Annotated in this window: 20 protein-coding genes; 10 read left to right on the top strand and 10 right to left on the bottom strand. The window is 46.7% G+C overall.

The genetic code is table 11. The features are described from left to right. Nucleotides 1-245: 245 nt before the first annotated feature. The gene (locus H6626_08000; GenBank protein ID USN46166.1) at nucleotides 246-1,691 is read left to right on the top strand and encodes a hypothetical protein; all 1,446 of its coding nucleotides are present in this window, start codon (nucleotides 246-248) and stop codon (nucleotides 1,689-1,691) included. 220 nt (nucleotides 1,692-1,911) lie between these two features. On the opposite strand, the gene H6626_07995 is transcribed toward H6626_08000, so the two are convergent. After that, nucleotides 1,912-2,517 (bottom strand): CPBP family intramembrane metalloprotease, encoded by a 606-nt coding sequence (locus H6626_07995; protein ID USN46165.1) that lies wholly within the window; start codon nucleotides 2,515-2,517, stop codon nucleotides 1,912-1,914. Between the two features lie 12 nt (nucleotides 2,518-2,529). Beyond that, nucleotides 2,530-3,942 (bottom strand): DNA repair protein RadA, encoded by a 1,413-nt coding sequence (gene radA, locus H6626_07990; GenBank protein ID USN46164.1) that lies wholly within the window; start codon nucleotides 3,940-3,942, stop codon nucleotides 2,530-2,532. 186 nt (nucleotides 3,943-4,128) lie between these two features. Between radA and H6626_07985 the strand changes: the two genes are divergently transcribed. The 6 genes from H6626_07985 to H6626_07960 all read left to right on the top strand — a co-directional run bounded on the left by H6626_07985 (nucleotide 4,129) and on the right by H6626_07960 (nucleotide 15,594). Beyond that, nucleotides 4,129-6,573: a transglycosylase SLT domain-containing protein gene (locus H6626_07985; GenBank protein USN46163.1), complete on the top strand. Its 2,445-nt coding sequence runs from the start codon at nucleotides 4,129-4,131 to the stop codon at nucleotides 6,571-6,573. 20 nt (nucleotides 6,574-6,593) lie between these two features. After that, entirely contained in the window at nucleotides 6,594-8,486 is a 1,893-nt protein-coding gene (locus tag H6626_07980; protein USN46162.1) for a DUF3857 domain-containing transglutaminase family protein, read from the top strand. A 131-nt stretch (nucleotides 8,487-8,617) separates the two neighbouring features. Continuing rightward, nucleotides 8,618-10,207 (top strand): peptide ABC transporter substrate-binding protein, encoded by a 1,590-nt coding sequence (locus tag H6626_07975; GenBank protein USN46161.1) that lies wholly within the window; start codon nucleotides 8,618-8,620, stop codon nucleotides 10,205-10,207. Nucleotides 10,208-10,317: 110 nt separating this feature from the next. Continuing rightward, nucleotides 10,318-11,292 (top strand): ABC transporter permease, encoded by a 975-nt coding sequence (locus H6626_07970; GenBank protein USN48982.1) that lies wholly within the window; start codon nucleotides 10,318-10,320, stop codon nucleotides 11,290-11,292. An 8-nt stretch (nucleotides 11,293-11,300) separates the two neighbouring features. Then, a complete protein-coding gene (locus tag H6626_07965) occupies nucleotides 11,301-12,233 on the top strand; it encodes an ABC transporter permease (protein ID USN46160.1) in 933 nt (310 codons plus the stop codon). 526 nt (nucleotides 12,234-12,759) lie between these two features. Next, nucleotides 12,760-15,594, top strand: a complete 2,835-nt coding sequence (locus H6626_07960) for a hypothetical protein (GenBank protein USN46159.1) — start codon at nucleotides 12,760-12,762, stop codon at nucleotides 15,592-15,594. A gap of 113 nt (nucleotides 15,595-15,707) precedes the next feature. Here H6626_07960 and ychF read toward each other — a convergent pair whose 3' ends face one another. From ychF to H6626_07940, 4 genes are read right to left on the bottom strand one after another with little or no spacing between them, the layout of a single operon-like run. After that, the gene (ychF, locus tag H6626_07955) at nucleotides 15,708-16,811 is read right to left on the bottom strand and encodes a redox-regulated ATPase YchF (protein ID USN46158.1); all 1,104 of its coding nucleotides are present in this window, start codon (nucleotides 16,809-16,811) and stop codon (nucleotides 15,708-15,710) included. Between the two features lie 30 nt (nucleotides 16,812-16,841). Further along, complete coding sequence (locus H6626_07950) at nucleotides 16,842-17,429, bottom strand: aminoacyl-tRNA hydrolase (GenBank protein ID USN46157.1); 588 nt, start codon at nucleotides 17,427-17,429, stop codon at nucleotides 16,842-16,844. A gap of 30 nt (nucleotides 17,430-17,459) precedes the next feature. Further along, the gene (locus H6626_07945; GenBank protein USN46156.1) at nucleotides 17,460-18,095 is read right to left on the bottom strand and encodes a 50S ribosomal protein L25; all 636 of its coding nucleotides are present in this window, start codon (nucleotides 18,093-18,095) and stop codon (nucleotides 17,460-17,462) included. A 39-nt stretch (nucleotides 18,096-18,134) separates the two neighbouring features. Further along, complete coding sequence (locus H6626_07940; GenBank protein USN46155.1) at nucleotides 18,135-19,079, bottom strand: ribose-phosphate pyrophosphokinase; 945 nt, start codon at nucleotides 19,077-19,079, stop codon at nucleotides 18,135-18,137. A 42-nt stretch (nucleotides 19,080-19,121) separates the two neighbouring features. Here H6626_07940 and H6626_07935 point away from each other — a divergent pair, with 42 nt between their 5' ends. Continuing rightward, on the top strand, nucleotides 19,122-19,502 hold the full coding sequence (locus H6626_07935) for an STAS domain-containing protein (GenBank protein ID USN46154.1): 381 nt from the start codon (nucleotides 19,122-19,124) through the stop codon (nucleotides 19,500-19,502). Here H6626_07935 and rdgB read toward each other — a convergent pair. Genes rdgB through H6626_07920 form a run of 3 tightly spaced genes read right to left on the bottom strand, consistent with a single transcriptional unit; the run spans nucleotide 19,491 to nucleotide 21,573 of the window. Continuing rightward, a complete protein-coding gene (gene rdgB, locus H6626_07930) occupies nucleotides 19,491-20,087 on the bottom strand; it encodes an RdgB/HAM1 family non-canonical purine NTP pyrophosphatase (protein USN46153.1) in 597 nt (198 codons plus the stop codon). The genes H6626_07935 and rdgB overlap by 12 nt on opposite strands. Before the next feature lie 10 nt (nucleotides 20,088-20,097). Further along, on the bottom strand, nucleotides 20,098-20,835 hold the full coding sequence (rph, locus tag H6626_07925; GenBank protein ID USN46152.1) for a ribonuclease PH: 738 nt from the start codon (nucleotides 20,833-20,835) through the stop codon (nucleotides 20,098-20,100). 24 nt (nucleotides 20,836-20,859) lie between these two features. After that, nucleotides 20,860-21,573 carry an N-acetylmuramoyl-L-alanine amidase gene (locus H6626_07920; protein ID USN46151.1) on the bottom strand — a complete coding sequence of 238 codons (714 nt, stop codon included), beginning with the start codon at nucleotides 21,571-21,573 and terminating at the stop codon, nucleotides 20,860-20,862. A 649-nt stretch (nucleotides 21,574-22,222) separates the two neighbouring features. Between H6626_07920 and H6626_07915 the strand changes: the two genes are divergently transcribed. Together H6626_07915 and H6626_07910 are read left to right on the top strand one after the other, a co-directional pair. Beyond that, nucleotides 22,223-23,407: a hypothetical protein gene (locus H6626_07915; GenBank protein ID USN46150.1), complete on the top strand. Its 1,185-nt coding sequence runs from the start codon at nucleotides 22,223-22,225 to the stop codon at nucleotides 23,405-23,407. Between the two features lie 174 nt (nucleotides 23,408-23,581). Further along, nucleotides 23,582-24,166 (top strand): PilZ domain-containing protein, encoded by a 585-nt coding sequence (locus H6626_07910; GenBank protein USN46149.1) that lies wholly within the window; start codon nucleotides 23,582-23,584, stop codon nucleotides 24,164-24,166. Here the strand turns inward: H6626_07910 and H6626_07905 are convergent. Then, nucleotides 24,163-25,776: a mechanosensitive ion channel family protein gene (locus tag H6626_07905; GenBank protein USN46148.1), complete on the bottom strand. Its 1,614-nt coding sequence runs from the start codon at nucleotides 25,774-25,776 to the stop codon at nucleotides 24,163-24,165. The genes H6626_07910 and H6626_07905 overlap by 4 nt on opposite strands. Between the last annotated feature and the right edge of the window lie 26 nt (nucleotides 25,777-25,802).

The raw sequence follows: 25,802 nt of genomic DNA, 5'->3' as shown, positions 1-25,802 counted from the left end.
AGAATCTAGACAAAGGTGTTCAAAATAAATTGGGCCTCACACTAAATTTGGCCCATTTTTATACAAAAACTTAAAAAAACGGCAGCCCGTCCTAAAGTTCGGGCCCCAGTCTGCCGAGAAGAAATGTGATTCCATAAGAAGGTATCCCTTTACTTTTTGCGTTGCACAGCGCTGCGGAGTAGCAGCTGTGCAACGCAAAAAGTAAAGGGATACCTTCTGCTAGAGTTTCGTTTTGGGAGAGTAGAGTGATAGCACGTGAGGCTGCGGCATTAAGATTGGCAGTGTCCATTGTAATTAGTGTACTTGTTGGGTGCCAGTTGGCGGACAATAGAATTAACGGCAGAATCATAGAAGCGTCAGGAACGCCGGGGGGCAGCCCTGATATTACCAACACCTTGCAGTTTACCGGCCCCTCAAATTTAGCAACATCAAATCTTCTTGATCGATATTTTGATGCTATCTTCACAATTACCGGCAATTGTGACCCGTCGGGAGGTCAAGTTGCCTTGGGCGGGGCAGGCATTCAATCCTCGAGCTCGGAGTTTCTTGTCACCGAGTGCCTCGTTGAAGGCGGTGGATACTTTAGTTTTGATGTTTCCCAACTTCCATCTGCAGATATGCCCTATATTGGTTCAGGGATTAATCCTGGATGGAGGCAAGTTACAGTTACTCAGGGTGGATTAGCGATCAACACAGAACTCTATGATACAGCAAATTTTACCGTCGTGAAGATTAATTCTAAAGCGGACTTACAGGCTATTCCCTATGGGCCTGCTAGCTCAAATAAGCTCTATATACTTCAAAACGATATAGACCTTTCCGAAGGCGGCGCTGTTCCAACAAATAACTGGACGCCAATCGGCGGCGGCATCAATGTCTTTAATGGCTTTATCGATGGATTTGGTCACACCATTTTTAACATGCATATCGATGGGGGAGGCAATGGTGACATCGGTTTTGTGGGGCGGGCGAGTGGTACCGTTCGAGATTTGACGTTTCATTCAGTTACAATTGAAAACGCCGTTGATTGCGTGGGCTCTGTCATAGGAGATAAGCGAATATCTGGGCTTATCAAAAATGTCTCTGTAATTGGCGGTAACGTTACTGGAGCAACAAGAGTTGGAGGTGTCGTTGGTTGTATAGATGACGGTATTGATACGGCATCTTATGAAGGCAATGTGACAGCCACGGGTGACTATGTCGGCGGGATTATCGGAGAAGGCTCCTCTCTAACGGTCGGGGTCTATGGCCTGGCATTTAAGGGTGGGATTATTACATCTCCGTCGGGCAATAAGGTGGGCGGCGTTTTGGGCGGTGGTGGTGTTTTGTCGAAATTAGTTAATTCTTATGCGGTGGGCGTCGTTGAAGGCGCAAATGAGGTGGGAGGCCTTATCGGTTTGCACGGCAATAACAATATTGAGAACTGTTTTGTTGCGATGAATGTCGTGGCGACTTCAGGGCCAGATGCGGGATATATTATTGGGTCATCAGGTGGCGGAATTTACACAAATGTTTTCTTTGCCAATGACCTTGCATGTACAAATTGCGTTTTATCTATTGGGTCTGGCGTGCCATCTGTAAATATGTATAACCAGGCCACGTTTATTGGGTTTGACTTTGATAGTGTTTGGTCAATTGACGAGGGCGTGATTATGCCTGATTTAAGGGGTTATAAGGGGAACTATTGGTGAACGCCTTGAGGTTGACAATGTGGTCAGTACTCTTTTTGCTGCTTGGGTGACAATAGTATCAAGGGGCGATTTAGCTCGAGTGGGTCGTTGTCAGCCGAAATGGCTTTCGCCAATGGGCTTACAGGGAAAACCTATCTTTATGTGCTTTCAGTAGAAATCCTTTTTTCTAAGGAAATATCGTCACTCGCATCTGAAGATATCGTTATATCTAACGCCAACTTTAAACGGATTCCCAAAGGGAATCCGATACCTTTTGGGAATCCGATACCTTTTGGGAATCCGAGACCTTTTGGGTCCTAAGGCGCAGGAGGGCCCAGAAGTCGTATCCGGCGTGGAGCATTATCACTAGCCATAGGCTTTGGGTGAGTTCGAAAATCCAACCGAGGTAAAGTCCCATAATTGTGGCAAAAACAAAATAGGTGAACGTGATGGTGTGGGCTAGCCCAAATAGAATGGAGGCGGCTATGAGTCCCAGTTTTACCTGCAAGACACCTCGAAACAAAAACTCTTCTCCGATGCCTGCGGCTAAAGAAAGGGCGAGTAAAGTGAGAGGATGGCTTTTATCAATCAATATTCTTAGAAACGACTGATCAATGAATTCATGAATTCTTTGAACTGGGCCCCACTTTTTAATTTGAGGATGGGTCATAAGCCACCCCAGTAAAAGGAGGGGAATCATTCCCCACATCACCTGCACGAGTAGGTAGGCATTGAATTCTCCTAAAATTCGCTCCTCAGGAGAGAGCCAAAAAATAAAAAGTGGCATGGCGACAACAAGTAAACCCAGTTCAAAAAGGATCGCAGTTATACTAGTTACGGATTTCATATACGAATCAGTCTATTTGCTTTCCAGCATCAATTTTAGACAACGAGGTAGCTCTGAGATGTGCTTTAGCCAAAAAATTTCGCCAGAGAGCTCCCGCTCTAACTGCCGCAAATGTTTTTTATTTGAGGCTGGTAACACAAAATATCGAAAACCCAACTTTTCAGCTTCTTTGAGTCGTGAATCAGCGAAAGTGACGGCGCGAATTTCACCAGTCAGACCCACTTCGCCAAAAAAGCAGGCATGGGCATTGATCTCTCGATGTGACGATGTGGACACCATGGCGGCGGCCACCGCCAAATCGGCAGCCGGTTCGCTCAGTCGAAGGCCGCCGACCACGTTGACGAATACATCGCTTCGAGACAGTTCCAGGTCTAAATGTTTGTCCAAGACGGCCACAAGTAGATGCACGCGGTTCGTGTCAAAGCCCAATGAAGTTCGTCGGGGCATGGCCATGGGGCTTGGCGAGGTCAAACACTGCACTTCGCAAAGCAAAGGTCGAGTGCCCTCCATCGCGGCAAATACAACGGAGCCTTGCAGATCAGTACCTCGTTCTTCAAGAAATAACTCAGAGGGGTTTTCCACCTCTTCTAGTCCCTGTGAGTTCATTTGAAACACGCCGAGTTCATTGGTGGCACCAAACCTGTTTTTTAATGCTCGAAGCAGGCGAAACTGATGACTGTTATCGCCTTCAAAAGACAAGACCGTATCGACCATGTGTTCAAGTGTCTTCGGACCAGCAATAGAACCCTCTTTGGTCACATGGCCAATGACAAAAACACTCATGTTTTGTCCTTTTGCCAGCGCCATCAATTGGCTAGCGCACTCGCGGACCTGTGAAACGGATCCTGGTGCAGAGGTGATGTCAGACAAATAAACCGTTTGAATGGAGTCAACGATGAGGACATCGGGCTCGTCATCTTTTGCAAGAGCCAAGATGTTTTCTAAGCGACTTTCGCTGGCCACATGCACAGACTTTTCTTTTACTCCGAGGCGTTGGGCGCGCAAAACCGTTTGACCCACACTTTCTTCACCTGAGATGTACATGACTTTTAAATTATTCTTAGCCAGCCCGCCAGCCATTTGCAGTAACAGCGTGCTCTTTCCAATTCCAGGATCTCCGCCAAGCAGTATATAACTGCCTCGAACCAGGCCTCCACCGAGGACCCTGTCTAATTCTGAAAAGCCCGTAGCACACCGACTTGACGACTCAACGGAAACGTCTTCAGAGTCCAGCGCCACCAGTTTTTTAGGAGAACTCACCGATTCATTGCCCGCAACACTCCAGCCGCGCCCGCCTTTGGTCGAGGTGGAGATGCGTTCTTCAACCAAGGTGTTCCAGGCGCCACACTCTCGGCACTGCCCCTGCCACTTAGGGTGTTCTGCGCCACAGGACTGACAAAAAAATAGTGATTTTGTTTTCGCCATACCAAGTCACTACCACCATACCCCTAGGGAGACAAAACGAATCGCTGTCGGCGCACTGTTCCTTATTGGGGTCTAGTATCATTGGCACATTTTATCAGCTGGCCTTAAAAAAAACCGGCAATTTCGGTATCATATAGGGATGGGGTCGGTAGGCCTCATAGGGGTATTTGAGGGGGGAGAAGAGTTTTGCGGCATTTTGTCTTTGTCTTACTTTTTATGTTTATGGCTGTGTCCCAAGGTGATGCAAAGACCGAAGTCACTGATGTGTTTTACAAGAGTCGATCATTGGCGTTAAGCGGTAAGCTCGCAGAGGCGTTGTCGGCGCTGGGTGCGGTTGATGACAGCCAACTGAGTCGAACTGATTTGGGACTAAAATACTTCACGCTCGGCGTGTGGGCCAAAGATCTAGAGCAATACAACGAAGCCATTGAGTATTTTAAAAAAAGTTTGCAACTGAACAGCGTGCAGGCAGTGTATGCTCACTTTTATTTAGGTGAAGTCTATGTAAAAAAAAATCAAGTGAAGGACGCTCGTTTTCATCTTGATCTTGCCTTGGGCTTGAAGCCGTCAAGTAGCATTCGCTATGAAATTCGATTTCTTTTAAGTGGCCTAGATATGGGAGAGAAAAAATGGAAGGCCGCCTACGACCATTTGTCCTATCTAGAGAGAAAGTGGCGATACACCCACAGGCACCCAGAGGTTTTGTGGCGAATGGTGCAAGTGGAGCAGGAGCGAGATCGAAACACCAGGGCATGCAACTGGGCGCGAAAGCTCTACTCAAAGCATCCAGATCATCCGCTGGTTTATGATTGGACCTATCAACTAGAGCTTGCAAAAGTGAACGGTAAAATCATAGGTTGTTCGGCGCGAACTTCAGATTTGAAATCTCGAATTCGCCGGTTGCAGCTCTCCGGCAATTCAGATCGGGCCCGTAAAGAGATAGACTCTCTCATTCAGAAATCTAAACCCAAAGATAAATTTATTTATGATGAAATACTCGCTCAGTTCTATATCCAAGAGGGCTATGTGGAAGAAGCCTTTCAGGTGTTGACGCCGTACTTTCAAGCTCAACAGAAAAACTTCGACTATCTGATGTTATTAGCTAAGGCGGCATCAAGAGCCGGGCACTACCAAGACGCTGTGGGCATCTACTACAAAGCCTATGAGCAGCGGCCTAAATCACAAGCGGGCCGCAAAGCTCTTTTTTCGGCAGCTTTTTTAAGCTATCAGTTTCAGGATTACGATGGGGCGAGCCGAAAGTTTGAACAGTTTATAAAACTATATAAAAAATCAGGATTGAGTCGAGATGCTCAGTGGCATCTGGCGTGGATACGGTACTTACGGGGTGATTACGATGGGGCCGTCGGAGCTTTTTCAGAGCTTTTGGTGCTTCGTGAGAAAAATCGTCGTCGTTGGTCAAAATACCCTGAAGAAAAAGTGAAGTATTGGTTGGCTATGAGTCATTTACGACTCGAACAGTTCTCAGAAAGTCGAAAGCTTTTTGCGGAGGTAGCAGCGGATCGTGGTTTGAGTTTTTATAGTATGGCTTCGTTCTACCGGCTAAAAGTCTTACCAGCCTCTCACCAATTACCAGGCCTGACTCGATTGGCCGATTTACCCAATGTTCGAGTGCCAGCATCTGTTGAGCCCGTCGCGACCACTGCGGTGGTAGCCCCAGAGAGTGCCGTATCTGAAGAAGCAGAATCCGAAGAGCTGTTGGCACTTGATGGTGATGAAGAGTCTAAAGAAGACAGTGAAGAAGAAAATGGCGACAGTTTGATGGATGAAAGTTGGCTAAAGACGGATGTGGCCAGTAGCTTGGCGTCAGAGCCAAAGTTCACACAGTACATGGAGAGGGCTCAGCAGCAAATTCGCGCCGGCCATTTCGACTTGGCTCGTTTAGAGCTTTACTCCATTGAAGTGAAAACCCGCAACCCAGCCTATTTAAAAATGTTGATGGCGGCCTACGAAGAAATGGGCTATTTCAATCGATCTGCCTATGTGAGCCAGATCTATTTCTCAAACGACAGAAGTCGCCACGGTATCAATGGCGTTCGCTCGATTTGGCGAACAGCCTACCCTCAGGCTTATGAAGGTTTTGTGAAGAATTACTCAAGCCAGTTTGTTGTGCCAAAAGAGTTGGTGTGGTCCATCATGCGTGCCGAGAGTTTTTACAGAGAAGATGTGATATCTCCAGCGGGTGCAAGGGGCTTGATGCAGGTCATGCCCTTTACGGCCGAGCAAGTTGCAAGGCTGTTGGGCGATGAAACATTTAATTCGCGAGACCTCACAAAACCCGTTGTGAACTTGCGAATTGGGACCCGCTACCTGGGTCGCTTGATGAAAAAGTTCCAACAGCAAATCCCTTTGGTGGCGGCTTCATACAATGCAGGACCTCACCGGACGGAACAGTGGCTGAGCAAGTTCGGGCACCTTGAAATGGACGAATTCATTGAGCATATACCTTTTGTGGAAACAAGAAATTATGTGAAAAAAGTTGTGAGATATTATGGCATATACAATGAACTTTATAGTCGCCAGCCAGCGTCTTTGGCTTGGCTATCTCAACATATTCCAGTAAAGGTCTCATCAAGACCTCCAGCCCGCGAAACCTGGGAGTCGATTCAATAACTCTTAAGGAGAGTGGCATTATGGAGAAACTCCTAGTGGCCCCGTTGCTGTTAATTGGCCTTTGGGTTGGACCTTGCCATCTGGCGGAAGCTCGTTGGATGGACCCGACTGAAAATGACATTAAGTTTCTTAAAAAAGATCAATACATAACGGTGGATTCCAGTGGGACCTATTTAACAAGGGTTGAGTTGGTCATTGAAATTCTCAGTGAAAGTGGTGTCCTACAAATGAGCCGCTATCCACTCACTTACAACGCGGGTATTTCAAAAATAACTGTGAAAGAGGCATTCACCGAAACGGGAGCAAAGACGTTTGCGGTGCCAAAAGAAAATATCGAAGAGCGAGCCATTGATGCGGGGTCTTTGGCTTTTGACCAGGTGAATAGAATTCGTATCGCGTTTGAAAAACTAGAAGTGGGCAGCCGGGTGCATTTGACATACGAGGAGAAAAGCCTCGAGGTGGTGATGCCAGGGCATTTTTCGTATTGGGTGGGGTTTGGTTGGAACGAGTGGCTACAGTCATCGCAAGTGGTCATCGATTCTGCTTTGAGGCTCCATGTACAGGAAAATGATCCAAATGGGACGGTGTCTATAAGAAAGACCACAAAAAACGGTCGCCATATTTTAAAAATGCAATTGAAGAAGCCCATTTTTCAGCAAGTGACAGAAGAAAAATTCGTAGCCATGGATCCAACCAACTATACATGGGTTCAGGTCTCCACAGAAAAGAACTGGAAACGGTTTGCCGACTATTTTACGAAGTCCTACGAGACCATTCTTTCTGAACCTCTTCCTGATAACTACGTTAAAATCAAAGAAACGGCGGCAACAGCAAAGGCCCTCGAGGATCAGGTTAATCTGTTGATGAGCCAGTTGAGCGACCAAATAAAATATTTGGGCGACTGGCGCACGGTGAAGGGGCGTTATATTGCCCGGCCACTGGCGGAGATCGCGTCATCGGGTTACGGAGACTGCAAAGATTACTCAGTGAGTTTAGTTAAGCTGCTGCGGAGTCTGGGGTATAAGGCCTATGTGTCGTTGGTTTATCGAACTACAGATCCCATGTATGTGGCCTGGAAGCTGCCGTCAGTGGGTATGTTCAATCATGCTTTTGTCTATATTGAATCTGAAAACAAAAAGCTATGGGTGGATCCGACAAATTACATCAGTTACTCAAAAGCTCCGCTACCAGACACCCATCACCGACAAGCTCTGGTCTTAAAAACCGGTGTCAACGAATTGAGTGAGGTGCCTGAAATTCAGTTGGCTGAAGGCGGCAGCATTGAGGTTTTACACGAGGTGGATGTGACAAAAATTGGGCCCCGAGAAGAGCGCCTGTCATATCAAACGCGGGGAATGGCGGGTCAACATCTTGTACAGGCGTTGCTCCTCTATCGAAGTGACTTGACTCGCGACTTAGTGGAGGTGGGGGCCGACATGTCCCATGTGACCGATGCTAAGTTGATTGAAAAACCTGATAAAGTGCAAAGAATCTTAGAAGACGTGAAGTTAGTCGTAAAATACCAGCACGATGGTAACGATATGCGAACTTCAGCCGGACGCGCCTACTTATTGACTATGCCTACTTTGGTGGAGCCCTTTCTTGTTTCACTGTTTAATCGGGTGGGGGATATTGAATTGGGACATTCTTCAAAAAGAAGTCGGGTGACTCGGCTGAACAATGTGAAGGTGTTGGGAGATTTTTCAAAGCTCAACTGCAAAATTAAATCACCCTGGCTTGAGGCTCACCGCACAATAGAGCCAACAGATTCGGGTGTTGTGGTGTCGGTGGAGTCTAAGGTGCTAGCCCGTGTGGTGCCGGCCCGAGAACTCGGCAAGGGGCCCTTTAAAAAACTTCGGCGCGAAGTGGAAAAATGTTTCAGAGACTCTGCTCTTATCTATGAGGCCCAATAAGGCCCCAAAACGCATCTCACTAGAGTTGCTAGCGGCCGGCTTAATAACCATTGACTTTGAGCGGCAAAATACTATGTTTGGGCGCTCTATTTAGTCTTGAACCCTTTGCTGTTTTTTACTCAGGAGTGAGCATGCAATTGATTCGAATTCTTTTAGTTTTAGTTTCCACACTGACCCTCCTTTCTTGCACCAAAAGAAAAGACAAACTTCCACATGATCTTAAATATGAAGAGACTTTGCGGGTGAATTTGTCTGCCGAGCCACCCACACTTGATTGGAATAGAGCGGCTGACGTTCAATCGGGCCTGATCATCGAAAATTTAATGGAAGGCTTGATGGATTATGACTTTTCAGATCCAGACCTTTCTGTAAAAGGCGCTTTAGCTGAAAAATGGGAGTTTGTGGGAGACACCAGTCGATGGCGATTTCACCTAAGAAAAGGTGTTAAGTGGTCTGATGGCCAGGATTTTGTAGCTCAACATGTGGTCGATGGCTGGGAGCGGCTGCTGAACCCGGCGACGGCCTCGGAGTACTCGTATTTCTTGTATGGGTTAAAAAATGGTCGAGCCTACAATGAAGGCAAGATCACCGATTTTTCGCAAGTGGGAGTTAAGATTGTAAATCCTCATCAAATCGACGTGGAGCTAGACGGGCCACAGAGTTATTTTCCTTATTTGCTCACTCACACAAGCACCTACCCCCTTCGAAAAGACATTGTTGAAAAAGGCGGCGATGCGTGGACGGAACCCAAAAACATCGTCACCTTGGGGCCGTATTTACTAAAGATTTGGGAGCATGACAGTTTAGTCATTTTGGAGGCCAACCCGACTTATTATGGCCAGAAACCTTTTGTAAAGAATGTCTTAGCTCGAATTGTGAAAGATCAGTTTACGGCTAAGAATTTGTTTGATGCAAAAAAACTAGATGCGCTGATGGACTTGCCGTCAGTGGAGCTTGCGAGCCTTAAAAAGCGAAAGGAATACCGAGAAACTGGAATTCTCGGGACTTATTACCTAGGATTTAACGCTAACAAAGCGCCGCTTGATAATTTAAGTGTACGCAAAGCTTTGATTCAAGCCATCGATCGCAAGCAAATCACGGATATGTTAGGCGGCGGACAAGTGCCGTTGAGCAGTTGGGTGCCACCGGGGATGTTTGGGTACGAACCTGATTTTGGAATTGGATTTAATGTGGAGCAGGCTCGAAAACTTTTAGACGAAGCCGGTTATAAAGACCGCGGCACATTCCCCACGATCTATTTTGGGTTTAATACCAACGAAGACCATAAGCGGGTAGCTGAAAATGTGCAGATGCAGCTAAAGAAAAACTTAGGGATAAATGTGGAACTCAAAAACGGCGAGTGGAAGGTTTATCTTGATAGCTTAAAAACAGATCCTCCGCATATTTTTAGAATGGGTTGGATCGCTGACTACCCGGATCCTGACAACTTTTTTGCTTTGATGACCTCTTACTCAAATAACAACCATACCCTATGGGGCAACTCGCAGTTTGATAAATTGATTGGCGAAGCAAAAACAGAGGCAGACAAGCAGGAGCGGCGTCGTATGTACGCAAAGGCTCAAAAGATATTGGTCGAAGAAGATTCACCAGTGATGCCTATTTTTGCCTATGTAAGCCAGCTGCTAGTGGCGGATCGGGTGGACAACTTTCCTATTAATAGCATGCTAAAATTTAGGTACAAAGAGGTTAAGCTTAAGTGATTTTAGACCTTTTGAGCCGAGCTGTGGGGCCAGCAGTGGTGGTACTGCTACTCGCTCTAACAGTGGTTGTGAGTTTTTTTGGCTATGATGTGCCGGCATGGCTTTGGTGGATGGATGCCCTGTCTTTGGGTGGCGCCCTTTTAGGCTATTCTATTCGCCATCATTTATTGGTGTACTTTGCAAAACGGTTTGTAGAAGCGCTATTTGTACTGTTCGTAATTGCTTCGGCAACGTTTTTACTTTTACGAATTATACCAGGCGGTCCCTTTGATCGAGACAAAGCTTTGCCTCCTGAGGTGATTAAAAACATCGAAGCCAAATACAACCTGGACGCTCCTCTTTATGAGCAATATTTCCAATATATGGCAGGCCTGGCTCGCGGGGATCTGGGTGAGTCGTATAAGTATATCGGTCGTAACGTGACGACCATTATTGGAGAAGCGCTGCCGGCCTCATTTCAGCTCGGATTTTATTCATTAATATTGGCATTCTTGGTGGGTATTCCATTGGGTGTTTTTGCGGCTTCGAAACATAATACTTGGTGGGACAGTTTGGCTATGTTTGGAGCCATTAGTGGAGTGTCACTGCCCAACTTTTTGGTGGGCCCCATTCTTATTCTTATTTTTTGCTTTAGTTTGGATCTGTTGCCGCCAGCGTTTTGGGAGGGGCCGGAGTATTATATTCTTCCTGTGATTACTTTAGGGTTGCGGCCAGCGGCCGTGATTGCGCGACTAACTCGAGCCAATGTTTTAGATGTGATTAGTGCTGACTACATTAGAACGGCCAAGGCCAAGGGGTTGGGATGGCCCATGGTGCTCTTTAAGCATGTTTTGAAAAACTCACTCATACCGGTTTTAACTTTTTCAGGCCCGCTGGCTGCTGGAATTTTGTCAGGGTCATTCGTGATTGAGTTAATTTTTAATATTCCAGGCATCGGAAAACACTTTGTCGAGAGCGTGAGTAATAGAGACTATCCCTTGATTTTGGGGGTGACCTTGGTGTTTTCAGCCATGTTGGTTTTAGCAAATTTAATAGTGGATCTACTTTATTCGTATTTTGATCCGCGTATCGATTTAACTAAGTAGTTTTTTAAATGGGTAAGAGTGAAGTTGTGGCAACGGTAGTAGAACCTCCAGTAAAGAGCACGCCAAGAAGTCTTTGGTATGATGCTTACAGGCGGTTGAAGGCGAATAAGGCTTCCATAGTCTCTGCGGTGATAATTTACATACTGTGCATCATCGCCTTGTTAGCCAACTATGTGGCGCCGTATTCTTTTTCTGATCAATACATGGACAAGATTCTTGTGGGGCCCACCCCGGAGCATTGGTTGGGCACAGATAGTCTGGGGCGAGATATGCTGTCGAGAATTATCTATGGCGCTCGCATGTCTATGGCCGTGGGGATTTTAACGGCTATAATTTCTTTGGTAATAGGTCTTGTGTACGGTGCCATTTCCGGTTGGGTTGGTGGGCGTGTTGATGCCATGATGATGCGTTTTGTTGATATTCTCTATGCCATCCCTACATTGGTGCTTATGATTTTGGTGAAAGTGGTTTTTGATTCGGTGAATGTATTTACTAACCCTGAGCTAAAAGCTTTGACGAGCATATTATTAGCTTTGAGTGTGGTTGGATGGGTGCAGTTGGCAAGGGTTGTGCGAGGTCAAGTGTTGCAGGTCAAACAAATGGCTTATGTGGAAGCCAGTCGGGCCTTGGGCGGATCATCGGTGGGAATCGTGTTTCGTCATGTTTTGCCGAATATATTAGGTCCAATTGTGGTGTTATTAACATTTCAGATTCCTGCAAATATTTTGTATGAGAGTTTTTTAAGTTTCATTGGCTTAGGATTGCAACCCCCTTACAGCAGTTGGGGTGTGCTGGCCAGTGAAGGATATAAGCTGATTCGATCTTATCCTCATGTGATCATCTCACCGGGGGTTGCCATTTTTGTTGCAATGATGGCCTTCCAGTTTTTTGGCGACGGACTTCGGGATGCACTAGATCCGAAATTACGAGGAAAAGTTTAAAATAAAGACCGAGCCCTTCCATGGACTCGGTTTGTGGGTTTACCGGCCACATCGTTCTCTAGGGGAATTGACAATGGCGTCGACTTCACTTTGTTCAATCACTTGGGCTTGGTAGGTCAGGCGGTTGGCCCAAAGTTGCGATGAATTTTTTAAAAAAACAAAATATCCGTAAGATCTTGATAAGCCTCGATTTAGATGAAGACTGAAAATAGGTGTCTCACAATCGGACAAGATAATGTCTAAATTTTAGTCGGTCCCCAATGCGGCGTTGAAATTATGACGATCAGCTCCTCTGGCAGATACTGCTCTATGTGGAGAAAAACTTAGATTAGTTTTTTATATGAATCTTAGGCAATAGGTGGAAAGTATGGCGCAAAAAATTGGTTTCGAATCTTCCGATGACTGACATACCATACGTGCCCGTCTCATATTGATAATCATTGAAAATCTTATTGTACGCCTATCAAGTATTAACGATCATTGCCGATATGACTAAGGTCAGTCTAGAAAAATTGAGAGGGAAAAGATGGCAGAATGTGAGTGCCAAAATCAACGAACGCTGTTTGCTAAAAAGGATAAGGCATCCTGCTTCGCTATAACACGTTTTATTCTTCTCAGCTTTTTTCTCGGTCTTGTGTCTTGTCAACTGGCAGATAATCGTATTCGCGGCCAGATTGCCAATACATCTGGGCCCAACAGCGAGCCACCAGGCTTTTCTTGTGCGGTAAATATTGATGCTTCTGACCCTCAAAGCTTTGGGCAAGGCACGGAACAGCTGCCTTTCGTATTGTGTGGAGCGGGGCAATTAGCGGCCCTGAGTGATCCAGGCAACAGCCATCTTTGGGATAAGTATTTTCAGCTACAAGGTGATCTGGCAATGACTGGTCCCATTTCTCCGATTGGTAACAGCATCACTCCATTTTCTGGAGTACTGGATGGCAATGGCCATACAATCAGTGGCATCAACATAACTTCCTCAGGCTCCCATGGCATCGGACTGTTTGGCTACACCGATGGGGCAGTGATAAAAAATATAACCCTCCAAAACAGCATGATCGATGCTCAAGGCCAGGACTGGGCAGGGGTACTTATAGGAAAAGCCACTCAAACCAAAATATCCAATGTCACCGTCGAAAGCGGGATTGTAACAGGCACTGGAAGTTACTATGGAGGAATAGTTGGTGATTTTCGTGGTGAGCTAAAAGACTCCACCGTAGATGCCAGCTCTCAGGTGAATGGAAATACCACTGTGGGCGGCGCCGTTGGGTCAATTTACGATGCGGCAACTTGTAGTCGTACCTCTGAGGAGCGGGCAATTATCAATAACGTGCAAACTCACAATGATGTGGTGGCCGTTGGCAATGTTGCCGGCGGGCTAGTTGGGCAGATGAATTCAGCCTGGGGCTATGGATGTTTGTTTGTCGTAACAAACTCCTCGGCGTCGGGCGCGGTGTCAGGCGCCAATTATATTGGGGGTCTTGTTGGATATGTACATAACGGAAATATCAGTTTTAGTCATGCCACGGGAGATGTGAATGCCACCGGTCGGGCCGGCGGTCTTATTGGAGAAATGGATGACCAAGATGCCTTTTCGATTGATATTTATATGACCTATGCAACCGGCAACGTCACAGGTGGCTTTCGTGTAGGGGGCCTTATTGGTAGTAGTACTAATCAAAATATTTACTTTTCCTATGCTACAGGTGACGTTGTGAATACAGGCACGGGTTCAGCAGGTGGATTGATTGGCTATCAATCTGGTCCGAGCCACAGAACGGCTTACTGTTATGCCACCGGGTCAGTGACAAGCACTACAGGCGGTCAGTCTGGCGGGCTCATTGGGTATCTTTTTCAGGGTCATGTTTTTTATAGCTACAGTGTTTCGCCAGTCATAACCAGCGCCAACTATGTCGGAGGAGTTGTAGGTGTGCCGGGATCATTTTGGACTATCGATCATGTTTTTTGGGACAAGCAGACCAATGGAGTGAACCTGCAATGCGGCGCGGGAGCCTGCAACGACAGTTATGGTAAAACCACAGCCGAAATGAAAACGGCATCTACATTTAACTCCGTAGACTCTACGAATTGGGCATTTCATGCTGATAGCGGGGATGATGACACAGATTTCTGGGAGCTGCAGGCTGGCGAATATCCGAAGCTTTCTGCATATACAACGAACTTTTCTATGTACACCTTTGCTGGAGGGACTGGCTCCCAAGCAGACCCATTTCTTATCGCCAATCCATCTCAACTCAATCAAATTGGCCCGCGCTTGGTATTTTCAAATAAGTACTTCAGACTAACTTCCGATATCAACATGATCGCAGACTCTGCGGGGTTTAGGCCGCTTCAGTATTTTACGGGACAACTTGACGGCAATAATCATACAATTTCAAATCTCACCATCAACAGCCCAGGTTCCTCACAGATGGGATTTATTGGGATCGGCGCTCAGGCCTACAAAGAAGAGCCTATTATCAAAAATATTTCATTCAATGGACTTAGCGTAACAGGTTTGGACTATGTGGGGGGTGTTTTGGGGCAGGGAGAAGGCTCTATGGTTGCTGATATCAGTCTCGATGGTGTAGCCGTGGCGGGTAATAACGGTGTGGGCGGCGTTTGTGGGCAATGCTTTTCAATTTCTAATGTTACGCTTGCCAGTGGCAATGTTACCGGCGCTAACTTCTACACCGGAGGTCTTGCAGGAATCACTGGATCCATCAATTTCTCATCCTATGCAGGTGTTGTCAGTGGTGCCTCCATAACAGGTGGGGGAGTTGGCCAGTTAAATATTACTTCAGGCCCATTTCAGAGATTGGTTTCATCTAAAAATTTGATTTTAGGAACTGTCAGTGGCACTGGAAACGTCGGCGGATTTGTGGGAATAGCGACCAGATCAGAAGTTCAGGAGACCGAAAGTCGTGCTTCTGTTATCGCCTCATTGGACCAGGCTGGTGGTTTAATGGGGTCTTTCGAAAATGGTGAAATCAACGATTGTGGCGCCACTGGAAGTGTTAGCGGGACAAATGCCGTGGGCGGTCTGGCCGGCAACGCACAATCTTCAACAGTGAGTCAAAGTTTTGCGGCCGGCCAAGTTAATGGATCTGGTTCTAACGTGGGCGGCTATTTGGGTACCACATCCGGTGTGAATACCTATGCCGGCAACTTCTGGAATAAGGAGGAAAATCCCACGTTATTCGACATTGGGATCAGTGGTGACGTAGGGGATGCCGATCAGATCTCAGGTGAAATGCTCATCAATTTAAAAACTGAAAGCACGTATACAAACAAAGGTTGGGACTTTCTCAATATTTGGATCATTCAGCCTGGTCAAAATGGTGATTTTCCCTTCCTGAGATAATCCGTTTCTGGAAATGGGATTTTACATGGACCGTGATTTTGGAATTGTTGACTGTTTTAGAATCAAAATTCAAAGAAAGTCTTAAGATTCCTGCGGGACAGTTAAATCTATTATCACACATTAAATTTAAAAAAGATCACATCACCATCTTTAACCAAATACTCTTTACCTTCAGAACGATACTTGCCGGCGTCTTTCACTGCGGCTTCAGATTTCAGTTCAAAAAGGTCGTCGCAGTGGTACACTTCTGCACGAATGAATCCACGTTCAAAATCAGAGTGAATCACGCCGGCGGCCTGGGGCGCTTTTGAACCCTTAGTTACTGTCCAGGCGCGAACTTCTTTTTCGCCGGCAGTAAAATAGGTAATTAGGTTAAGTAATTGATAAGATCTTCGAATCAGGCGATTTAAGCCAGGTTCTTCTACATTCAGACTTTGCAAAAATTCAATTTGCTCACTTTTATCAAGTTGAGCGATTTCTGCCTCAAGAGAGCTACAAATGGTCAGCACTTCGTTGTTTTCTGAGGCGGCCCTCTCTCGAACCAGTTTGACAAATTCACTGTCGGTTCCGCTAGTGAACTCATCTTCGCTGACGTTGCAAACATAGAGAACCGGTTTCACCGTGAGAAGATGCAAGTCGCGTAAATGCGGCAACTCTTCATCAGTAAATTCAACGGATCGAGCTGGTTTACCATCAGACAAGGCGGTGTGTGCTTTTTTGAAGACTTCATACTCGGCCAATAGCCTTTTGTCTTTGCTGGTTTTTGCGACTTTTTCCACTTTTTGCAGACGTTTTTCTACAGTTTCCAAATCGGCTAGCATCAATTCGGTATTGATTGTGTCAATGTCGCGAATGGGATCAACACTTCCGGCTACATGAATGACATTATCGTCTGTAAAGCATCTTACCACATGAATAATGGCGTCAGTTTCTCGAATATTTGCTAAAAACTTGTTTCCAAGGCCTTCACCCTTACTCGCACCCGCAACCAGGCCGGCGATATCAACAAATTCCATAGCCGTGGGCACTAAATTTTGTGGTTTAATAAATTGCGAAATTTTTTGCAGGCGGGGGTCTGGCACGGTGACCACTCCCACGTTGGGGTCGATGGTGCAAAAGGGGTAATTGGCCGACTCCGCCTTCGCACTGGTTAGAGCATTGAACAGGGTGCTTTTCCCCACATTGGGTAGTCCAACGATTCCACATTGAAGAGCCATGTTAAAACCTCATTCTCATTCTGTTAATTTTCAAAATCCTGCTCGATTAAATTGAGTGGCTGCCTTTTGAAACCCATCAATTAAATAGCTTTCCACAGCCTCACCGGCATAGGCCAAGAATGGTGGCAGTTCTTTTTCTTCATTCTTAGAGAAGCTTTGCAAGACATAATCAGCCACGTCCATTTTAGGATGAGAGGGGCGATCCACGCCTAGTTTTAGTCGATAATAATTGTTTGTGCCCAACAGCTGGTGAATATCTCGTATGCCGTTATGGCCGCCATGCCCCCTTTGGCTTTGAAAGCGAACAGCACCAAAAGGCTGGTCGATGTCGTCATGGACGACAAGCAACTCATGGGTAGGGTCTACCTCATAATACTGACATAGGGATACAACAGCCTGCCCTGAGTTGTTCATAAAGGTTTGCGGCTTAACCAGTAGGGCAGAAATCTGTTGCCCCTCGGCCATCAACTGCACTTTAGACACTTCTGATTTGTGTTCTTGTCGAAATTTAGGGGCTTGCCAGTTATGAGCCAGCACATCAATAAGCATGAACCCAACATTGTGTCGGGTCATTGAGTATTTTGCGCCCGGGTTTCCGAGGCCTACGATCAGGTGCATGGAAAGGCCCCTTTATAGGCAGCTAAAATATTATTTGTTTTCTGGAGTAGCAGCAGCGCCTTCAGCACCTTCAGTTGCCACGGTTTCTTCTGCCGCAGCTTCTTCTTTAGGTTGAGCGCAAACGGCCAAGGTTTCTGTACCGCTCGTGATAAGCTTTACGCCTTCAGGAATTATTAAATCTGAAACGTGGATGTTTTCGTTGAGCTTCAATCCAGAAACATCAATGGTGAGGTTATGAGGAATGTTTGACGGCAAGCACTCTACTTCCACGTCACGACGAGAAATGTTTAGAACGCCACCATCGCGCAGGCCTTCGGGCTTTCCTTCAAAAATCACTTCCACGGGAACTCGCACCGTTTGATCCATATCAACGGCAAAAAAGTCAATATGAACGGGGCGCTGGCTTAGAGGGTTGACCTCAGTGCTTTTCTTAAGGACTTTAAGATTATTCAAATTTCCATCATCTGATTTTAATACGAAAATTGTGTTTTCAAATTCGTGGCTTGAATAGCGGGTGGCATCCAATTCACTGATGTTGAAAATCATATTGTTGATTTTGGGGCCGTAAACAACGGCTGGAACCTGGCGGTCACGTCGATAAGCTCTGGAGAAATGTTTTCCCGTTTTGCGTGGTTGAGTGTGAATTTCAATTTGTACTTGTGCCATGTTTGTCCTCGTAGCGTGTTTCTCTGTCGGCCTGGCTCATCAATCAAAAAGAGCAGACACCGAATCATAATTAGTAATTCTCTTAATGGCTTCAGCAACCACTGGGGCTACGGAAATGACTTCAAACTTAGGGCACTCCCGAGCCTCGGCACGCAACGGAATGGTATCAGTGACCCACACCTTCTCCACGCCACTTTCTTTGAGGCGACTGATGGCCGGGCCTGACAACACCGGGTGGGTGGCCAAAGCGAAGACCCTTTTTGCCCCATTGTTCAGCAAACTGTCAACAGCCTGAGTCAAAGTTCCTGCGGTATCGATCATGTCATCTAAAATAATGGCCGTTTTCCCTTTGACATCACCCACTAAATTCACGGCCTTGGCCTCATTGGGGCCAGAACGACGCTTATCGATAATGGCCAGAGAGCACTTAATGCGTTTTGCAAAGGCCCTTACACGCTCCACGCCACCCGCATCGGGGCTAACGCAGACAAAATCGTCGCCGGTGCCGTGGCGTTCCCGCCAAGCCCTGGCCAGAGTGGGAATTCCAAATAAGTGGTCCACAGGGCCATCAAAAAAGCCCTGAATTTGAGATGAGTGTAAATCTAAGGTAATCAGACGCTCTGCACCCGCCGTGCGGAGTAGATTGGCCACGCATTTTGCTGAAATGGGAGCTCTTGGAGCCACTTTCCGATCTTGCCGGGCATATCCATAGTAGGGCAGAACGGCTGAGATCTCGTGGGTGGACGCTCTCCGCAGCGCATCGAGAATCATGAAAAGCTCCATGTAGCTCTCGTTCACAGGCGGGCTTGTGCTTTGAATTACAAAGGCATGGGTCCCGCGCACGCTTTCATGGATCTCCACCTGTACTTCTCCATCGGCAAACCGGCCGAATTGGCACCTTCCGAGCTCCACACCTGCGTGCTCAGCCACTCGCTGCGCAAATTCTGGGTTGGTGTTTCCGGAGAATATCTTCATTTCAGGCATATCGGGGTTCTAGCGCAGAATAACTATGAAGTCTAGGTAGCGTTGACAACAAATGCAGGCATTTCAAATAATTTGAATATGGTGGTGGAATACTCAGATTTAGATTTTGGAGTGCTCGTGAATGTCAAAGAGCGAGTGGATGCCTTTAACTTTGACGAAGCGAAAGCTCGATTCACACAAGCTTACGAATTGGGCAGAAAATTTATGGCCATCGATTTAACGCAAGCGCCTTTTCTAAGTCTACAGAGCATCAAATTTATTCACTCGCTGGCGGTTGAGCTCGAGGGACGTGGCGGTCGTTTGGCCTTGATCGGCCCCGGGCAAAAAATAAAACGACAAATTGATATTTTTGCTTCACTCGATCCTATTGATATTTGGCCGGATCAATCGCAATGGCAACAGCATTTGCCTTTAAATTCTTAGTTCCGAGAGGTGTAGAATAAGTTGTTTCAACGCCACGGCTCGGTGCGAGTGCTTGTTTTTAAAGAGAAGTCCTAGCTCAGCCAAGGTTTTTGACTCGCCTTCAGGTATGAAAACATTGTCGTAGCCAAAGCCATCAGAGCCCTTCATGCCACGGGCAATTTCCCCTTTCAACAATCCTTCGCAAACGATTTCATGACCCTCTGGCGAATAGGCGACGAGCGCACATCGAAATTGCGCACTTCTATTGTTGGCTGTTCGAAGCCCCACCATTTTCAAAAGTTTGGCCGTGTTTTCGGCATCACGCGCGTGTGGACCTGCATACCTTGCCGAGTGTACCCCCGGAAGATTATTCAGGCCCTCCACTTCAAGGCCGGAATCATCTGCAATAACCCAAGTTCCAGGCTTCACTTTTTTAAGAGCATTGGCCTTGATGCGAGCATTGGCAATGAAGGTCTCTCCGGATTCTTCAGGAGAAGAAAAGTAGGAGAGTTCTTTTTGACCATGCACAGTGTAGCCCAACGGACCAAGCAGTGAATTGAACTCTTTCAACTTTCCCGTGTTAGAGGTGGCGACCCAAATGTCCATGAGTAATTCCTTAACTATTTTGTGCTCCCAGTAATAAAAACTGGCCCAAAAGTTCTCTTTGTGCCGCAAACAGCGTTTGACAGCCGGCTCTTGCGAGATCAGCCATAGCATCTAGTTGATCTTTATCAAAAGGTTGCCCTTCGGCCGTGCCCTGGATTTCGATAAAATGAAAAGAGTCTGTCATCACAAAGTTCATGTCTGTATCGATAGAAGAGTCTTCGTCATAATTGAGGTCTAGCAGTAAATCTGAACCCTTAAGACCCACACTGATTGCCGAAACGTAGCTTTTTAGGGGAATACTTTTGATCTGACCTTGATCATGCATGAACTTTAACGCCAAAGCCAAGGCGACAAAGCCACCTGTAATGGCTGCCGTACGCGTGCCGCCGTCTGCTTGAATAACATCACAATCCACATAAATTTGTTTTTCACCTAGTGCTGCTAATTCCACGGCCGCACGTAAACTGCGCCCAATTAAGCGTGAAATTTCTTGGGTTCGTCCGCCGGTCAGGGCTTTTTCGCGCTGCAACCGGGTATGGGTAGAGCGAGGTAACATACCGTATTCAGCGGTGATCCAACCTTGCCCTGAGCCCGACAGCCATTTGGGGACATTGGCTTCGACACTGGCCGTGCAGATCAAGCGGGTGTGGCCAAGATCAATCTGAACACTGCCTTCGGCGTTTCGAATGACTTCAGGGGTTATTGTTAAACTTCTAATTTCTTGGGGGCTTCTTCCGTCTGTACGCATAGAAGTCTTGTAGGCAGTGGGGGATTATTTGTCTACGAATTCTTTGAAATTTACCAGGCCTCGATAAATGCTATCGGCCAATTTATCTTGGTAGGCCGAGTCGGCCAGCTGCTGCCCTTCGCGCTTATGAGAGAGAAAGCCAATTTCTACAAGGGCTGAAGGAACGTTAACGTGGCTGACCACATAAAAGGGAGCTTGCCGAATGACGTGCCGCCGCGACTTTTTGGTGCCGGCCCAATTGAGCATTAGATTTTCTGCCAATTGGCTGCTCAGAAAAATTTTACTATTTCTATGTAGGTCGCGCACAATGTTGGCCACATCACTTTTTAGATCTGTTAGGGCGACGCCTCGTGGATTTTCTTCGTGGGGTTTGTCTTTGGTCCCCGTTTCGTGGCCATGACCTTCCATTTCAAGGCTGGCCAGGAAGAGGGAGTCTTCATCCGGAGGCAGCTGGTTTTGAAAATAAAATTCGGCGCCACGCGCTCTCACGTCCGGTGATGCGTTCACGTGAATACTTAAAAACAAATCCGCATTGGATTGGTCGGAAATCTCTGTGCGTTCAGAAAGCGACACAAAACGATCTTCGCTTCGAGTGAGACTCACCTGAAACTGCGTGTCTTGTTTAAGCAGTCGCTCCAGTTTTTTGGCCACTTCCAGTGTGATTTCACTTTCCCTTAAATGGCCACGAACAGCGCCTCGGTCATTGCCTCCGTGGCCGGGATCCAGAAGAATGTGCATCCCAAACACTCGTGGGCTATTAAAAACAATGAGGGCCATGGGGAATAAAAATAGCAAGAGTCGATTCATTCAATCAGTGTAAGAGATTCTGGCAGCGACGGCGATAACCCCCGACCAATCCTCAACAAAAGACTATTGTTCGGTGAGGGGCGGGCACGCGAAGAGAACCAGGCTCGTCAAAAGGCTCGATAGGCAGGGAATAGTTGGGGCTGATCAGCTTTAGGCAAAAAAAAAGCGACCTGGAGGGTAATGGGGGGGGGCCAGGTCGCTAAGGGGGGATACCTTTAACTATAGCAACGGCCGTGCCAGACTTTAGGTACCTATTTGGTGGCCTTCTATTGGATTTGAGACCCGCAAGATCTTGGTGTGGATCCAAGTTGGAACGCTCCAGTCCGTGGTGAAGTCTTTGACAAAAACGCTTTGGAATAAGCTCAATCTCAGTAAAGTATTGAAATTGTTAAAATAATTTTATTTTTGCCAGTACCTCCTTGGCCCAAAGTAGGGGTTCAATTTTGGGGTTGGCGGTGAAAAAACTTCAGCCAGGTAGATGGCGCTCATTGTCACTCAGCTTTTTTTTTCAATTTTTCTAAATGATTCTGCGGATGTTGCCGAAAAGACCATTGGTTCAACGGCAAAAGGGGCAACGACAATGTGGAAAATGGATAAATGCAAAAAATGGCTAATTTCCTTGATGGTTTGTTTGGGACTGGGGTTGGTCCTACCAGCTCAAGCTGAGGATCTCGACGATGTAGAAGCGGGTGTCGACGCGGCATTGGCAGAATCAGACGCTGCCATTGCTGGCAAAGAAAGCGCCGAGCGCATGCGCCAAGAAGAGCAAGAACGATTAGACGAGGCCCGAGAAGACGCCCAGCAGGCTATTTCCAAGGCCCGATCCAAAGAGCGCGATGCAAAAGAGGAAACCGATCGCTTGATGCGCGAGATCGAAAAGTTAAAGGCCGAGCAAAAAAAAGAAGGACAGAAAAAACAAGAGGCTGAGCGGCAATATGTCACCTACGAGAAAAAAGTAAAAACGGTGAATGATCAACTCTTAAAAGTGAAAACAGAGCTTGAGGTGGCCAGGCAAGAGCGAGAGCGCCAAGACGCCAAGACGGCCACCATTATTTCTAAAGTTAGGGTGCTTGAAGAAGAGCTTCAAAAAGTGCAAGGGGAGCGGGATGATGCTGTTGCGGCTCTTGAAGAGGCCAAGCGTCACCAACAAGACAGTGCCGCAAGGCTAATTAAGACCACAAAAGAGTCGGAGCAAGAGTCAGTAAAGTTGAATAAAAAAATAGGTGAATACAAAGGGCGTTTAGACAAAGCCAAAAAAGCCGCTCTAGACAATGAAGCAAAAATGCGTGCCATGCGTACGAAGATGGATCGCTTGTCCGAAGATGTGGCGATGGCGGAGTCAGAAGCCGAGCAGGCAGAGCAGCGAGCCGAGGATTCTGGAGTTCGAGTAGAAACCTTGCGAAAACAAACAGAAGCCAAGCAGCAAGACCTCAATCAGCGGCGGAAAGAAGCTTTGGACTCTCGTAAAAACTACGAGACGCAAGAAACAGCCAACCGTTCAGAGTCGTCAAAACTTAATGATGATAAAGTACGACAGGCGGCGATGGCTTCCGGAGAAGGACGAATCACGACCATGAAAAAGCAGTCGCGTAGCCGCTTGAAATTAAAGCGAACTTGCAATGTGAGATCAACCCCATCGTCTAAGGGTAAAGTTCTGTTCTCAGCAAAACAAGGCAAGCAGTTGTCGGTGTCTTCTCACAGCAGCAGTTGGTATGTCGTACCAATGAAGAACGGCAAGGGCTTTATTTCGAAAAAGTGTTTTTAGGGGGATCCTATTAGCCAACGACGTCAACACCTTTGGTGTCTTTTTAATACAGATTCAGGTCATAAGGTTGACGGAATCTTTTTTGATGAGGCCAGAGCCATTTGTACAGCTTTAGGTTCTGAAGAGTTGCAGTCATGGTTCGTGTGGCGAGAGGGATGGCGTCAATGGCAGCCAGTGGAAGAGGTACCTGGTCTGACAGAATCTCTCAGTCGGCAGATAGATTTTTCAAATCAGATGCCGCCGCGTCCGGGGCGAGTGGCGGCTGTGCCGCGCCGGCCGCAAGCTGCAAAACCAAAACCGCCCATTCATTCAAAAGAAGACCTGGCTGACCTGATCGAGTTGGATCGGGTCGATAAAGTGGATCACCAGCCTAAGAGTGTGGTAGATAATCTTCCTGATGTGGATGAGTTTTCTAATGAGATTGATATTTCTCATGACATAGATAAGTCTTTTATACCGCGGACATTTAAGCGTTATCGAAAAAAAATGAAAATAGAAATTCTGGGTCGTGGGCGACGTTTTGAGACCACTTCAGTTGATATTTCGGTGGGTGGAGTGTTGGTGAGAGACGCTTTGCCTGATTGGGTGGCGGGATATTTTAAGGTGCGAATGAGTAAGCTCACCGGTGGTAAACCCGTTGAGCTCACTTGTTATATTATTGAAAATCAAGAGCCCGAACAGCGTCGCCGACTTGCGATTCTGCCGCTTCGAAGCAAAACCGATGAGCAACGTCTAGAGCATTGGTTTTCGGCCGCTTAAATTGTCGGAGTTTTAGCCGCCAAATCTATATTTCCACTTTCCATATAAATACTGCGCGATGGAAACGCAAAGCTCACGCCGATGTTTTGGGCTAGTTTTAAGATTTCTAAATACAATTCTTGTCGGTACTTAAGCTCTGAAGCCCAGTCAGGTACGTCTAAAAAGTAATAAAGCATAATATCGAGACTTGAGTCATTGTATCCCTGAAATACTACATGAAAATTATCTTTTCGCACAGCTGGATGTTTTATCAACAGCTCTCGAATGCCTGCCGTGAACGTCTCTATTTTATCTGGTGGAGTGTTGTAGGTTAAACCCAGGGTCGCGCGCACCCTTCGGTACTGCCTTAATCCCATATTGTCGATATTCATATTAGCCAATGCGCTATTGGGAACGGAGACAAGGGAATCATAAAATGTGCGCAATCTGGTGGATCGAAAGCCAATATTTACAACGGTCCCCTCCATGTCTCCCACTTTGATCCAATCGCCTATGCGAAACGGGCGATCCAGTATAATCATTACGGATCCAAAGAGATTCGCCGCTGTGTCTTTGGCGGCAAGAGCAAAGGCCAAGCCTCCCAGACCAAGACCAGCTATCAACGACATGACATCAAAGCCCAGATTATCAATGGCTAATAAAGTTCCCATGACCACAACGAAAATTCGAAGGCTCCTTGAGACCAGTGGCACCAAATGGTCGTCCAAATCGGACTCCGTTTTCTGTGCCAAGCCCAAAAGGTAGGCAGTAACCACATCACACAAACGGTAGGCCGCCCAAATAATACTGACACTCAATATGACCTGCACAACAAAGGTCAAAAGTTTCAAAGTCAATCCTTCGAGTTGCAGAAGCTGTAGAGACAAAAGCCAAAATAAGGATGCCAAAAAAAGCCCAGAAGGCTTTTCGATAGCATCCAGAAGCACTTGCCGTTGTGAGTCGGCTCGTTGGGGCGCGAACTTTTTGAGTACCTTGACGACCTTTGAGGCTAAGAATTTTGAAATAAGGCCAACTAAAATAGCAAGAAATAAACCCAGCCACTGCCACTTTTCTAAGCCCAAGAATTTTCCCCTCGCCCAGTGAGGGACCATGCGCTCTGTCCACGGCGCTTTGTATCCGGCCCCTTGTCCGCTGTTGGCCAGGTAGGGAAGGTCTTTTACTTTTTCATAAAACTCTTTGGCCCGTTCCACCGTTTCTTTGGAGAACAAAAACTCACCCTTGTGTTCGCCGCTGTCGACTCTAAAGACTTTGATTTCTGTATCCTTAAGGCGCCAGGGCGTGTCCCTGTTGGGATTGTCTGGTATCAAATCATAGTTAATAACAATCACTCTATCGATGACTTCTTTTAGTAATTTTGCAGCTTCATGACCTTTTTCTTTTCTGACGATAAAGGGGACATCCGTGAGATCGAGTGTGCGAGCAGCATCATCAATTCTTGATTGGAGAGCCTTGTCACCAGTATCGAGGCCATGTTTGTAGTCATTCATCGCTTGTATGAAAGAATGAACCGTATCTCGCGGATGATCGAGCTTCAGAGGCGCCAATGGCGAATCAGCCAAACAAGCTAGTGCCAATACTAAAAAAAAGACGGTGTTCAAAAAAATTTTCATTTCAAGGTCCTTTAAAGTAGCAGGCC

The organism is Pseudobdellovibrionaceae bacterium, assembly GCA_023898385.1.
Classification (GTDB): domain Bacteria; phylum Bdellovibrionota; class Bdellovibrionia; order Bdellovibrionales; family UBA1609.
The sequence above is the reverse complement of the archived record's forward strand: the minus strand, read 5'-3'. Positions and strand labels throughout refer to the sequence as shown.